This window comes from Rothia mucilaginosa ATCC 25296, from assembly GCF_000175615.1.
GTDB lineage: Bacteria > Actinomycetota > Actinomycetes > Actinomycetales > Micrococcaceae > Rothia > Rothia mucilaginosa.
Window position 1 is genome coordinate 24405 of record NZ_ACVO01000025.1, and the last position, 12515, is coordinate 36919.

14 protein-coding genes are annotated in these 12515 nt (G+C 57.0%); 10 read left to right on the forward strand and 4 right to left on the reverse strand.

Annotation, left to right across the window (positions count from 1 at the left end):
* The first annotated feature begins 44 nt into the window (after positions 1-44).
* From ROTMU0001_RS08310 to ROTMU0001_RS08340, 7 genes are all read left to right on the forward strand, one after another.
* A complete protein-coding gene (locus tag ROTMU0001_RS08310; RefSeq protein ID WP_005509180.1) occupies positions 45-965 on the forward strand; it encodes a YwqG family protein in 921 nt (306 codons plus the stop codon).
* A 349-nt stretch (positions 966-1314) separates the two neighbouring features.
* Positions 1315-2784, forward strand: a complete 1470-nt coding sequence (locus ROTMU0001_RS08315; RefSeq protein ID WP_005509181.1) for an ApeA N-terminal domain 1-containing protein — start codon at positions 1315-1317, stop codon at positions 2782-2784.
* A 189-nt stretch (positions 2785-2973) separates the two neighbouring features.
* The gene (locus ROTMU0001_RS08320) at positions 2974-4434 is read left to right on the forward strand and encodes an O-acetylhomoserine aminocarboxypropyltransferase/cysteine synthase family protein (RefSeq protein ID WP_005509182.1); all 1461 of its coding nucleotides are present in this window, start codon (positions 2974-2976) and stop codon (positions 4432-4434) included.
* Positions 4434-4940, forward strand: coding sequence for a CoA-binding protein (locus tag ROTMU0001_RS08325; RefSeq protein WP_005509183.1), 507 nt, complete (start codon positions 4434-4436; stop codon positions 4938-4940). The genes ROTMU0001_RS08320 and ROTMU0001_RS08325 overlap by 1 nt, the downstream gene beginning before the upstream one ends.
* A 493-nt stretch (positions 4941-5433) precedes the next feature.
* A complete protein-coding gene (locus tag ROTMU0001_RS08330) occupies positions 5434-6252 on the forward strand; it encodes a transporter substrate-binding domain-containing protein (RefSeq protein WP_005509184.1) in 819 nt (272 codons plus the stop codon).
* 22 nt (positions 6253-6274) lie between these two features.
* Positions 6275-6949 (forward strand): amino acid ABC transporter permease, encoded by a 675-nt coding sequence (locus ROTMU0001_RS08335; RefSeq protein WP_005509185.1) that lies wholly within the window; start codon positions 6275-6277, stop codon positions 6947-6949.
* Entirely contained in the window at positions 6942-7691 is a 750-nt protein-coding gene (locus ROTMU0001_RS08340) for an amino acid ABC transporter ATP-binding protein (RefSeq protein ID WP_005509186.1), read from the forward strand. Before ROTMU0001_RS08335 ends, ROTMU0001_RS08340 begins: the two co-directional genes overlap by 8 nt.
* Before the next feature lie 99 nt (positions 7692-7790).
* Here the strand turns inward: ROTMU0001_RS08340 and ROTMU0001_RS08345 are convergent, their stop codons facing one another.
* Positions 7791-8582 carry a trimeric intracellular cation channel family protein gene (locus tag ROTMU0001_RS08345; RefSeq protein WP_005509187.1) on the reverse strand — a complete coding sequence of 264 codons (792 nt, stop codon included), beginning with the start codon at positions 8580-8582 and terminating at the stop codon, positions 7791-7793.
* A 270-nt stretch (positions 8583-8852) separates the two neighbouring features.
* On the opposite strand from ROTMU0001_RS08345, the gene ROTMU0001_RS09160 reads away from it, so the two are divergent.
* Positions 8853-9026, forward strand: coding sequence for a hypothetical protein (locus ROTMU0001_RS09160; protein WP_005509188.1), 174 nt, complete (start codon positions 8853-8855; stop codon positions 9024-9026).
* Positions 9027-9123: 97 nt separating this feature from the next.
* Positions 9124-9774, forward strand: a complete 651-nt coding sequence (locus ROTMU0001_RS08350; RefSeq protein ID WP_005509189.1) for a hypothetical protein — start codon at positions 9124-9126, stop codon at positions 9772-9774.
* A gap of 140 nt (positions 9775-9914) precedes the next feature.
* Here the strand turns inward: ROTMU0001_RS08350 and ROTMU0001_RS08355 are convergent, their stop codons facing one another.
* From ROTMU0001_RS08355 to ROTMU0001_RS08365, 3 genes are all read right to left on the reverse strand, one after another.
* Positions 9915-10355: a GNAT family N-acetyltransferase gene (locus tag ROTMU0001_RS08355; protein WP_044143866.1), complete on the reverse strand. Its 441-nt coding sequence runs from the start codon at positions 10353-10355 to the stop codon at positions 9915-9917.
* Between the two features lie 159 nt (positions 10356-10514).
* A complete protein-coding gene (gene ahpD, locus ROTMU0001_RS08360) occupies positions 10515-11045 on the reverse strand; it encodes an alkylhydroperoxidase, AhpD family (RefSeq protein ID WP_005507263.1) in 531 nt (176 codons plus the stop codon).
* Positions 11046-11048: 3 nt separating this feature from the next.
* Positions 11049-11630: a peroxiredoxin gene (locus ROTMU0001_RS08365; protein WP_005509190.1), complete on the reverse strand. Its 582-nt coding sequence runs from the start codon at positions 11628-11630 to the stop codon at positions 11049-11051.
* A gap of 226 nt (positions 11631-11856) precedes the next feature.
* Here ROTMU0001_RS08365 and ROTMU0001_RS08370 point away from each other — a divergent pair, with 226 nt between their 5' ends.
* On the forward strand, positions 11857-12489 hold the full coding sequence (locus tag ROTMU0001_RS08370; protein WP_005509192.1) for a GNAT family N-acetyltransferase: 633 nt from the start codon (positions 11857-11859) through the stop codon (positions 12487-12489).
* Positions 12490-12515 lie beyond the last annotated feature (26 nt).

A 12515-nucleotide genomic window follows, 5' to 3' on the forward strand; every position in this document is an offset into this window, starting at 1 on the left:
ATACTACTTTCATACCGCCACATCATCAATGAGGAGACCCTAAAATGTTTGACAACAAGCCGTTTGAGGAGATCGAAAAGCAGGCGAAGCACGTTATTGACCTGCTCAACCAGGAGGGCGCCCGTAAGAAGGCTATCGCCCTGAAGCCCTTCGTTCCCGCCGAGCCCTTGCCGCAGACCGCGTCCAAGTTTGGTGGCCGACCGTACCTGCCCGCAGGCGAGTCTGCACCGACTAATGAGAAGGGTGAGCCGCTGGGCATGATTGCGCAGATTAACTGCGCCGACCTGCCCGAGAACGACATCTATCCGGCAACCGGTATGTTGCAGTTCTGGATTAACCCGAACGACGAAGAGTGCATGTGGGGTTACGACTACGAGAACCCTCTTTCGCAGAAGAATCACCGCGTTGTCTACTACGAGACGTTGGGTGAGCCGAACCCGGATGCCCCGTTCTCGAACGTGGACTGGGACGAAGGCGGTTGGCCCATTGGCGGTTTCGACTGTGAGAGCGGCCCGCTCGAAATTGAGTACGGCATGACCTTTGAGGTGCGTGAGCAGGGTGTGACCGCCTCCGGCTACGACTACTACGACGTTTTTGGTGCGAAGTGGGATGAAACCTACCCGGATGAGTTGCTGCCCGAAGCGCACGAGAACCCGTATAAGAACCAGCCTCGCCGCGAAGCTCTCTACGAGTTGACGGAGCCTTTCGAATCGGAGGAAGAGTACTCCCACGTGGGCGGATACCCGTTCTTCGTGCAGAATGACCCGCGTGACGAGTTCGAGGAGCTGCGCGGCCACACGGTGAACCTGCTGACTATCGTCTCCGAGTCGGAGAACGAGGAGAACGAAGACGAGGAGATTGAGATCATGTGGGGTGATGCCGGTGCGGCGAACTGGCTGATTACTCCGGAGGCGCTTGCCGCCCGCGATTTCTCGCAGGTCGTCTTTGAGTGGGCTTGCGGCTAAAACTTAGCGGTACAACTTTATGCAGGAATGTTGTGAATTTATTCTTCGCAACGTCATAACAACGTCATAACAACATCATGGCAAGACTTGTCATGATGTTGTTATGATTCTGCGATGATGTTGCTATGATGCGGTATTTTCTTCGCGCCTAGAATCTTAAAAACCCCGGAATTGCAGGCTAAAACCGGGTATTTTTATCGGTCTATTCGACCGCGCATCATATCAGTTGTCATAACAACTTCTGTTATGGCAGCTGATATGACCCAGCTTGAGATAGATAACCTTTGCATAAAAACTCAATCTGTAATTTCGTTACCAATTACTCATCTCCAAGAAAAAGAGGTTGTAAATGTCTGATAACACTCTTGAAATAGGCCAGGTCCGAGTTGGGTGGCTGTATCCAGAGGATGTAGAAGAGGGGAAGGGGATTCCCGCTACTTTAGTGCGCGAGGGGCATCGAGTCCATGTACTTATTCCGGTAGAAGGCCGGCGCTCTTCAAATCCTGCAGCTCGTTGGGGGACGGAAGGGATTGTCTTTGATGATGACTTAGCGCGAACAGAATATCAGTATGAAGTTCCTGAAAACATGTATTTTATTGATAATCTTGGCATGGTTCTTCTTATTGAATGCAGGAGTTCTGGTTTTAAAGAGAAATTCATTTCAGTCTTTCAGAATCTTGGCGGGATTCTGCACAAGATTTCGGTAGGGGCAGCAGTTTTTTCTTCCCGCGCATATAAGACGAATTCTTTTAATGGTTATAGGACTGAAATTGAAAATCTCTCGCAGTGGTTTCAGATGAATACTATAAAAACGCGACCTGTATACGAGGAAGTGGATGGCTTGCTTCGTGTGAAGTCGGTTGAGACAAAAGCTTCATCTGCTGGTGAGATTTTAATTAATGAGTCGAGTGGGCTGAAATTTAAATCCAACTTTACGGTTGTTTCTAATAGCTCTTTAACTAAAGTTATATATGAATCTCACGATGTTCTAGAATCATATCGTGATGAAAGTATTCCGTTTATTGAAGGTATGAAAGAGCATAATGCTATTAGAGATTTACTGATGATCTCTTCATGGAGTGTTCATCGGTTTGTTTCGATTGCAGTCTCTCGCGATAACGACAGGGGAGACTTTGGTGCTATTGCGTGGAGGAATGTTGTTTCGGAGCGGTGGGAGACGACTAAGGATATTGACGTTGATAACAAGGAATTCGTATTTACCTATAAAGACATTGAATCTGTTGGAGTTAGAAAGTGGCTTGAAATCTCTGAAAAATATCCCCGTGCGCTAAATCCAATTTTGTCTACTGTTAGGTCGAACAATGGGACAGTTGAGAATAAGCTCTTTAATCTCTGTTTGGGTGTTGAAGCGCTCGGACGATACATATACCAGGAGGATCCTGATAAATCACTCGGGGGTAGAGGGGGTAAAATTTATCTACATAATGCATTGCAAAATATTATTAACCAGATTCCAAAGGGTGTTTTGCCCTATGTGAAAAAATTTGAAAATTCACGTAATGGAAAAGTTGTTAATAGCCTTCCCGAATGGGCTGATAAAATTAATAATTCCTACAATTCGGTAAAACATTATGGTGATGAAGAGATTGATTATGGCAATATTTATGAGTCAATTGATAAGCTAAAAATTATTATTATCTCCTGGGTTGGAACACGGCTTGGTGGTAAGCCTGAAGTTATACGAAATGGTCTACTCAATAAAAATTATAAATTGGAGAAATATCTTCTCCCTCTGGACGATGCAGGATACGTGATAGAAGAACAGGAACCGGAACAGGGGTCGGAGCCTGCAGAATAGTGCAGTATAGGGATAGGTGGGGCTGAGGCTGCAAGCTTTAGCCCCACCAACATCCAGCCCGTCATAATCCGCAATAAACGACATATAGGTACCCGCACTTGGTGCACCCCGCCGCCGGTGGCACAGTATAAAGTCGAGCCACTATCGACTCCCCGCACACAGGCGGGCAGATACACCAGGAGCAAACCAATGGCTGAACACACTTTCGGCTTCCGCACCCGCGCACTACACGCGGGCGGCACCCCCGACGCTGAACACGGTGCCCGCGCGGTCCCTATCTACCAGACTTCCTCCTTCGTTTTCAAAGACGCTGACGACGCCGCGAACCTCTTCTCCCTGCAGAAGTACGGCAACATCTACTCGCGCCTGTCCAACCCGACCGTCGCCGCGCTGGAGGAGCGCATCGCCTCCCTCGAAGGCGGCATCGGTGCGGTAGCGACTGCATCCGGCATGGCTGCCGAGTTCATCACCTTCGCGGCTCTGTGCCAGCAGGGCGACCACATTGTGGCATCTTCCCAGCTGTACGGCGGCACCGTCACCCAGCTGGACGTGTCTCTGCGCCGCTTCGGCATTGAGACCACCTTCGTGCCCGGCACCGACCCCGCCGACTACAAGGCGGCCCTGACCGAGAACACCAAGGCGATTTACACCGAGATCGTTGCGAACCCCTCCGGTGAGGTTGCCGACCTGGAAGGCCTCGCAGAGGTCGCCCACGAGGCGGGCATCCCCCTGGTCGTGGACGCAACCCTGTCCACCCCCTACCTGATCCGCCCCATCGAGCACGGCGCGGACATCGTCATTCACTCGGTCACCAAGTTCCTGGGCGGTCACGGCACCACCCTCGGCGGTATCGTCGTCGAGTCCGGTCGTTTCAACTGGGGTAACGGCAACTTCCCGTCCATGACCGAGCCGGTTCCCTCCTACAATGGCGTGTCCTGGTGGGGTAACTTCGGTGAGTTCGGTTTCCTGACTAAGCTGCGTTCTGAGCAGCTGCGTGACTTTGGTCCGTCGCTGAGCCCGCAGTCCGCGTTCAACCTGCTGCAGGGTGTTGAGACCCTGCCGCAGCGCATGGATGCGCACCTGGCGAACGCTAAGCAGGTTGTTGCCTGGCTGGTTGAGGATCAGCGTATCGCCTACGTGAACTACGCTGGCTTGGAAGACCACCCGCACCACGAGCGTGCGAAGAAGCTTCTGCCGCTGGGCGTCGGTTCTGTGTTCTCCTTCGGTGTGAAGGCGACCGAGAAGGCTTCCGGCCGTCTGGTTGGCGGCGAGTTTATCGGTGCCCTGCAGCTGGCAAGTCACCTGGCGAACATCGGTGACGCCCGCACTCTGGTGCTGCACCCGGGTTCGACCACGCACCAGCAGCTGACCGCTGAGCAGCTGGCTGCTGGCGGTGTCGGTGAGGACCTGATTCGCATTTCGGTGGGTCTGGAAGACGTTGAAGATATCATTTGGGACCTAGATCAGGCGCTGACCTACGCGACCGGCCTGAACCACGCCGGTGAGCGTGTGGGCGAGTCCAGCGCAGACAAGGTTGTGGAGGCTGAGGAGGCGGTCGCCGCCGCTAAGGCCGCCGAGGACGCTGCCGCCGCTGAGGCTGCTGCTGGCGCATCCTGCTCCCTGCCTACTACCACTCAGGAGGAGAAGTAATGACTGAGAAGCGTACCTGGGTGGGTCCTTCCGCCCCTGAGCGTCTGAACATTCTGCGTAATACCCGCACGATCGCGATTGTGGGTATGAGCGATAAGATTTCGCGTGCCTCGTACTTTGTGGCAACGTACCTGCAGTCGGCGTCGCCGTACAAGCTGTATTTTGTGAACCCGATTCTGGCGGCGAAGGGCAAGCTTGTACTGGGTCAGCCGGTGTACCCGTCGCTGCAGGACCTGCCGGAGGTCCCGGATCTGGTGGAGATTTTCCGCCGTAATGAGGACCTGCCGGGCGTGGTTCAGGAGGCTGTGGACCTGGGCGCTAAGACCGTGTGGATGCAGCTGGGCTCCTGGAGCGAGGAGGCTGCTGCGATTGGTGAGGCTGCCGGCCTGAACGTGGTGATGGATAAGTGCGTGAAGATTGAGCATGCGCGTTTCCACGGTGGCCTGCACCTGGCTGGTTTCAATACGGGCGTGATTTCTTCGAAGCGTCAGGTGCTGTCGAAGTAAGCAGCCTGTGCTGTGTAAGCCGTTGTGGCTTGTAATTACAAAAAATCAGGCGCTTGCAAGCGTTTGAGCGGAAGGGGCGTACCCGGGGTGATTCCCGGGTGCGCCCCTCCTTCTATACCCGGTGTAGTGCCGGGTGTAGTGTCCGGCAGGGCATCCGGTGTGTTTGGGCGAGATTGAGGGCGCAGCATCGCCCCTAGTGGAGGGAAGTTCAGCTTTAAGGTAAACCTACCCTTATGTTCTGGGGTGCTGAGCCGGTATCCTAGTGTGGAGCCCGGCGGCCGGTACTCAGCACACACGTGTACCGACCGCCGGGTTTTCCTCTCTTGCAGATTGTGACGGAATATTACGTTGAATTCTTTCCCACCGGGAATAGCTGTAGGATAGCCAGCGTTGCACCCGCAGAGAGGGGCACACCGCACGATGCCCCCGGGTTACCGCAGGGTGACAACCCGCAGCTACAAGAGCATCAACCACCACACGAAAGAAGAACAATATGTCCGCAATGATTAACCGCCGCACCGTCCTCGCAGGCTCCGCTTTCACCGGCCTGGCTGCACTGCTCGCAGCGTGCGGTTCGTCCAGCAGCAGCACCGCATCCAGCACCAACAAGCTGGAGGCTATCAAGTCTGCCGGCAAGATCCGTGTGGGCCTGGAGGGCACCTACCGCCCCTTCTCTTTCCACGACTCGAACGGCGCCCTGGTCGGTTTCGAGAAGGAAATCATCGACCTGGTCGCTAAGGATCTGGGTGTGACCGCAGAGTTCACCGAAACCCCCTGGGATTCGCTGATCGCCGGCGTGGACGCTGACCGCTACGACATCGTCATCAACAACGTTTCTGCAACCGACGAGCGTAAGCAGAAGTACGACTTCTCCGTACCCTACCTGTACTCCGAGCCGAAGGTCGCCGTGAAGAAGGACTCCTCCCTGCAGAACGTGAGCGAGATTTCCGGTCACTCCTCGGCGCAGTCTGAGACCTCGAACTTCCGTAAGATGGTGGAGGCGAAGGGCGCCTCGATCGTGGTTGTTTCCGGTTTCGACGAGGCTATCGAGCAGGTCCTCTCGGGCCGTGCAGAGATGACCGCGAACGACTCCGTGTCCTTCGCTGAGTACTTCAAGGAGCACCCGGACGCTAACCTGCGCCTGCTCTCCGGTGACCTGGGCACCGGTAGCAACTCCTCCATCCTGCTGCCTAAGGGCCAGGACGCCTTGCGTAACGCTATCGACGAGTCGCTGAAGAAGCACCTGGGCAACGGTGACATCAAGGCGATTTACGAGAAGTACGTGGGCGAAGACCTCTCCCCGAAGAACTAATTAAAGGAGCTGAGTTCCGTTCATGGAACGCTACCTGAATCTTTGGGCTGAGTCCCTGCCTCAGCTGCTGGGCTCGACCCTGGCAGTGACTATTCCGCTGTCGCTGATTTCCTTCGCGCTGGCGCTGCTGGTGGGCATTGTGTCTGCTGGTGCGCGTACGAGCCGCTTCGCCCCGGTGAACTGGCTGGCCTGGCTGTATATCTGGGTCTTCCGCGGCACTCCGCTGCTGGTTCAGCTGTTCATCGTCTTTTACGGCCTGCCGAAGGTCGGTATTGCCCTGGACGTGTGGAGTGCCGCGATCATCACGATGAGCTTGCACACCGGCGCGTACGTGGCGGAGACGTTCCGTTCCGCGGTGGCGGCTATTCCGCGCGGCCAGTTTGAGGCGGCGGCAACCCTGAACTTCACCCGCATGCAGACCCTGCGCCACGTGGTCATTCCGCAGGCGGTGCGTATTGCGCTGCCGAACCTGGGCAACAACTTTATCGACCTGATTAAGGGCACTTCGCTGGTGTCGGTCATTTCGATGGTTGACCTGTTCCAGACCGGTAAGCAGATCGCGTCGCGTACTTTCGAGCCGCTGGCAATGTACTCCGAGGTCGCCATCATTTATCTGGTGATTTTCACTCTGCTGACCGCCGCACAGTCGGCGCTGGAGAAGTACAGCAACCGTTACGTGAGGAGCAACAATGCTTAGCGTTGATTCCCTGTCGAAGAGCTTTGGCGATACGCAGGTGCTCAAGAACATCAGCCTGGACATCCCCGACGGTGAGACCACGGTGATTCTGGGCCCGTCCGGTAGCGGTAAGTCCACTCTGCTGCGCTGCCTGAACCTGCTGGAAACCCCGCAGTCTGGCACGCTCACCATTGACGACGCGCAGGTGGATTACAGCCAGAAGCTCACCGACGCGCAGGTGCGTGATATTCGTTCCCGGTCGGCGATGGTGTTCCAGCAGTTCAACCTGTTCCCGAACTACACGGCGCTGAAGAACGTGGCGCTCGCCCCGACCCTCAACGGCACCCTGAATGCTCAGCAGGCGCAGGAGCGTGCTCGCGAGCTGCTGGCGAAGGTGGGTCTTGCCGACAAGGTGGATTCCTACCCGGACGCTCTCTCGGGTGGTCAGCAGCAGCGTGTGGCGATTGCCCGCGCCTTGGCGTTGGAACCCTCCTACCTGCTCTTTGATGAGCCGACGAGTGCGCTGGATCCCGAGCTGGAGGCGGAGGTGATCCGCGTGCTCATGCAGCTGGCGAAGGAGGGCCGCTCCCTGGTCATCGTGACGCACAATATGGCGTTTGCGAAGAAGGTTGCGGACCGTATCGTGTTCCTGGAGAACGGTACCCTGCGTTATAACGGTGAGCCGGCCGGTTTCTTTGCTTCGGATGATGAGCGTATCCGTAAGTTCTTGACGGTGTACGACAGCACCGAGTACACGATTTAGTCGTACTGCATATAGCAAATATGGGCTGGTTTCTGCCGGTCAGATAATCATCTGACGTGCGGAAACCAGCCCATATTCTATATTCAGCATATATTCGTTCTACTCTGAAGGCCTCTTAGAACGACGATACTCATCCAGCTGCTCAGGACTGACCACCTGTAGCTGGTCGGTGAGCGGGTCACCTGGTGACCAGCCCTCATCCTGAACCGAGTTCTCTTCACGGTTGAAGAAGGTGAGCAGGCGGGGGCGGTGCACCTGCAGGCCGCCCGGGGTGGTCGGCAACTGCCAATTCTTCATATGGGAGAGCACACCAAATACCAGGCACAGGAGAATAGACAGTGCCATCGCCAGGTTAGGGCGGTGGAACAAGCCGGTTACCAGAGCGGTTTCAGAAGCACCCATAAACGCGACCGTTGCGTATAGGGAGTTACCGCCAAAGATCGCCGGAATGCGGTTGACCATAATGTCACGGATAACGCCACCACCAACCGCGGTGGTGATGCCCAGGGCGATAGCGGGCAGCCAGTGCAGACCCAAGTTCAGGGACTTAATGGTGCCGGTTGCAGCCCAGCATCCCATGCCCACGAAGTCGACAACGAGCATGGTTCGGGTCGCCCAACGGGCACTCAAATCGATGCTGTACGCAAGGATGGAAGAAACGATAGCACCCACCCAGTAGCCGCCGTCAGTGAGTGCCACGGGCAGTCCGGAGTTCAGTAGGATGTCACGAATCATACCGCCGCCCATGCCGCAGGCGACCGCGAGCAGCAGGAAGCCCACAATGTCGAATCGGAAGGCGCGCGCCACAGCACCGCCGAGCAGGCCGTTAGCGACAACGGCGGCAATGTCGACGATGCGGAATACCTGATCCGGGTCAAAGAACTCGTGCATGGGCTCTCCTGCGTGCATGATGCGTGTGCTGTGGGTGCCGGTAGGGAAAGTGCGCGCAACGGGGGGGTCGGGTGACGACGTTATCACCGCATCCGGCTCTGTTTGCCTGTGCGCGTACCTGAAATGGCACCGATTTATTGTAGACCCGCCGCCGCCTCTGCTCCTAGTTGAAAGGTTCTCATGACGAGCTCTGAGACGTAACGGAGAAGCTTGTGGGCGCGCTAAAAGATGGGCGTAGAATGAGTGAATCTCCACCCCCAATGCTCTGTCATGATTGTTTTTGCGCTGGGTTCTTTCCAGTACGGTAGCGGCATCATTTCTTCGCTACTGTTGGCATTGAGCCCCCTGAATGCGGTGGAGTCCATGGCGGTCATGATGTTTGCCGGTGCGGCGCTGTCGGCGCTCATGGTGTGGCTACCCTCCCGTAAGCTGAGCGCTCGCTAAGCTGGAGCTAGACGAATACTAGAGGCATGTGGCCCGGTCGTTTGATAGACCGGGCCACATCGCAAATCGTTATCTGCGTAAGGTGAAAGGAGCCGCCGTGACGGTAACGCGTGACGAAGTTTTCGAAATCCTGCGGGGCGTGGTGCCCCGCCTGGAGGAGGCGCTTCCCGGCTGGTCGGTGCGCCCCAACATCACGGGTACCGGCGCGGTGGGGCTCTACTTGGACGGCCCCGCAATCTACCGGGACGGCGAGCCCCTGGCCGGCGTGAACGCCGAGGGTGAGCCGGTCGTTCGGCACCTGTGCGGTACGATTCAGACCGCCGACCGCGGCCTGCCGCAGGAGCTCGGGCAGGTGCGCTACCAGTACATTCTGGGCGTGAGCGTGGCGGAGCACGAGAGCGAGTATCCCGAGCTGGCCGACCTGGCGAGCGTGGGGGAGCCGAGCTGGGTTCCTGCGCTGAGGGCCCTGGAGGTGCTGGTGGAGTTTGAGGGCCGCGAGGCGCTGTTCATCAGCCGCGGCGGGTACGTGCCGGGTCGCCGCGCCCTGGGTAAGCGCCGTGTGGCGCTGCGGCGCGAGTTCTTTCCGGGTAAGCCCTGGCTGGGTTTGGGCACGATTGACTGGTGTGCGGGCGTTCGCTCGACCCCGGTGTACGCCGAGGATCTGGTGGCTCTGGTGGTCGCGGCGACGCGCCTGGCGAGCGGCTGGGATGCCGCCCTGCGCGCTGTCTCTGCGGACAGTCAAAAGTAGTTAAAACAGAGCAGCGCATCCGACCCGGAAAAGGGAAGGATGCGCCGCTTCTGTGTAAGCTCTGACGCTTAGTGGGTTTAGCCCAGTACCTCAGCCAGTTTGAACGAGTTGAGCCGTATCAAGCCGCATGCGATATTGCCTTATCGATAGCATGCAAGGGTGATGCATCCTGCCGCCTCTACGGGGGCGTAACCGTAGCGTTTGTAGAGCGCAACGGCGTGTTCAGTACCGACATCGGTGGTAATGAGTCGCTGTCGAATGTTTTCTCGGTCAAAGTCCTCAATGACACGCTTTAGAAGCGCAGAACCAATGCCCTGTCGTTGGACGTGCGGATGCACTAGGAGGTCCTGAATGTAGGCGATAGAATGTCCATCCCCGACGGCGCGGACTAGCCCGACGAGCCGTCCCGTTCCGTCTGTGGTTGCCTCTCGTGCGGTGTAGAGATACCGCGACCCTTCCACCATCGGGATGAGACGTTCGGGCGTTTTGGTATAGGCGCTCCAGCCGACAGAATCGTAAAGCTCAGTAAGTTCTTCTACGCTGGGAAGGGGGCTGGTGGAGTCCAAAATACAGTACCGCATACAGGCATTGTATAGCGCCAAATCGGGGGATTTAGGGAACTACCGTCCAACACGTTTTTAGCTAGTGCAGGGTATAATCTGGGCATAAAGTAAGCGGCGCATCCGACCCGTAAAGGGGTGGATGCGCCGCTTCTGTGTAAGCTCTAACGCTTAGTGGGTTTAGCCCAGTGCCTCAGCCAGCTGAATGCCCTGTGCCACGCCACCGAGGGTTGCGGCAATACGGATCAGGTCGTTGACCTGCTCCTTGGTTGCGCCCTCTTCGCGCAGGGTGTGCTCGTGAGCCTCAACGCAGTGGGAGCAGCCGTTGACTGCGGACACTGCCAGAGCGAACATCTCGAAGTCCAGCTTCTCAATGCCACCGTTCTTGCCGATGATCTGCATACGCAGGTTTGCGCGCTGGTCATCGTATGCACCGTTCAGGAAGCCACGGGTGCGGTAGAAGATGTTGTTCATGCCCATGATGGATGCAGCACCCAGAGCAGCCTCGTAAGCGGTGTCGCTCAGGTGCTCCTTAGCCTCTGCAGCAATCTCAACAACAACAGAGTCAACCTTGGTTGCTGCTGCGGTTGCGAGGATTGCGCCCCAGAGCTGCTGCTCGGTGAGAGAGCTAATGCGGGGCAGGGAGGACAGGTTGAGGTTCATGTCCTTCGCGTAGGAAGGCAGAGCCGAACGCAGGTTATCGATGCTCATGGATTACTTCATCTCCTTGAATGCGTCGATGGTTGCTGCACCCTTCTTCCAGTTGCATGCGCACAGCTCGTCGGACTGCAGTGCGTCCAGCTGGCGGAGCACCTCGTCGGTGTTACGGCCGACGGAGTCAGCGGTAATGGAGACCGACTGGATGGTGTTGTGGGGGTCGATGATGAAGGTTGCGCGGTCTGCAACGCCGTCCTTGTTCAGGATGCCCAGTGCTGCGGTCAGTTCACGCTTGAGGTCGGATGCCATGACGATGGGCAGGTCCACGAGCTCTTCGTGGGAGCGGCGCCATGCGTAGTGGGTGTACTCGTTGTCAACGGAAACACCGATTACCTGGGTGTCGCGTGCCTCGAACTCGTCAGCGAGCTTGCCGAATGCTGCAATCTCGGTGGGGCAAACGAAGGTGAAGTCCTTCGGCCAGAAGAAGACGACGCGCCAGGTGTCTTCGTCCAGACCCTCGGAGGAGACGGTGGTGAAGTAGTCTTCGGGCTTGGTTGCTTCGATGTCAGCCAGCTTACCGGGGACAACGCCGGTGAGCTCGTATGCGGGGAACTGGTCGCCGATGGTCAGAACTGCCATAGTGTTCTTCTTTCTGCTTCGTGCCGCGCGGATTCGTTGCGCGGCGCTTGTTCTAAGTGGTGCCCATTGGGCGGGCTCGATAACTATTTTATTATGAATAATTCATAATAATCAAGTGATGACGCATTAAAACAGAAGTGTTTAACTATGATTTGCATCACCGAGCATTCTAGGATGCTCACAAAAGCTTTTCCGGCGTACAAACCTGAGGGTTTAAGCTCGAATCATGACCCCCGAACACAGTGACTTCTCAGAACACAGTGAATATGTAGAGCCCAACCAGCCCGAACTCATTACCGAACGCCTCACCCTGCGCCACCTGCGCGAGGCGGATATCCCCGACATCGTAGAAGCCTGCCGCGACCCGCAAATGATTCGCTACACCCGCGTACCGCTAAACTACACGCGCGCCGACGCTGAGGACTCCCTGCTCACCACTGCCCGCCAGATTGCCGCCGGGCAAATCCAGCGCTGGGCGATTGACGCCTCCGGCGTGTTTGCCGGAACCATTGAATTACGTCTGGCTGACGGCACCCCCGAAAGCCCCGGAACCCGCGCCGAACTGGGCTATTACACCGCCCCGAAGGCGCGCGGCAAGGGCTATATGACCGAGGCGCTGCGAGCCGTCCTCGGCTACGCTTTCGACCCGCTCGGGCTGGGTCTCGAGACTGTCCGCTGGACCACCCTGGCGGGTAACGAGGCCTCCGAACGTGTGGCGGTTAAAGCGGGTTTCACCGGCATCTACGACGATATTGACCCGAACTCCGGTCGCCCCGATGAGAACGGTCACCCGGTGCAGCATCGGGTGCGCCGCGCCGATATGACCCGCGCGCAATTTGCGGCGCTCTGGGCTAACTAAACTGCGCTCTGGACGTAACGTGCACG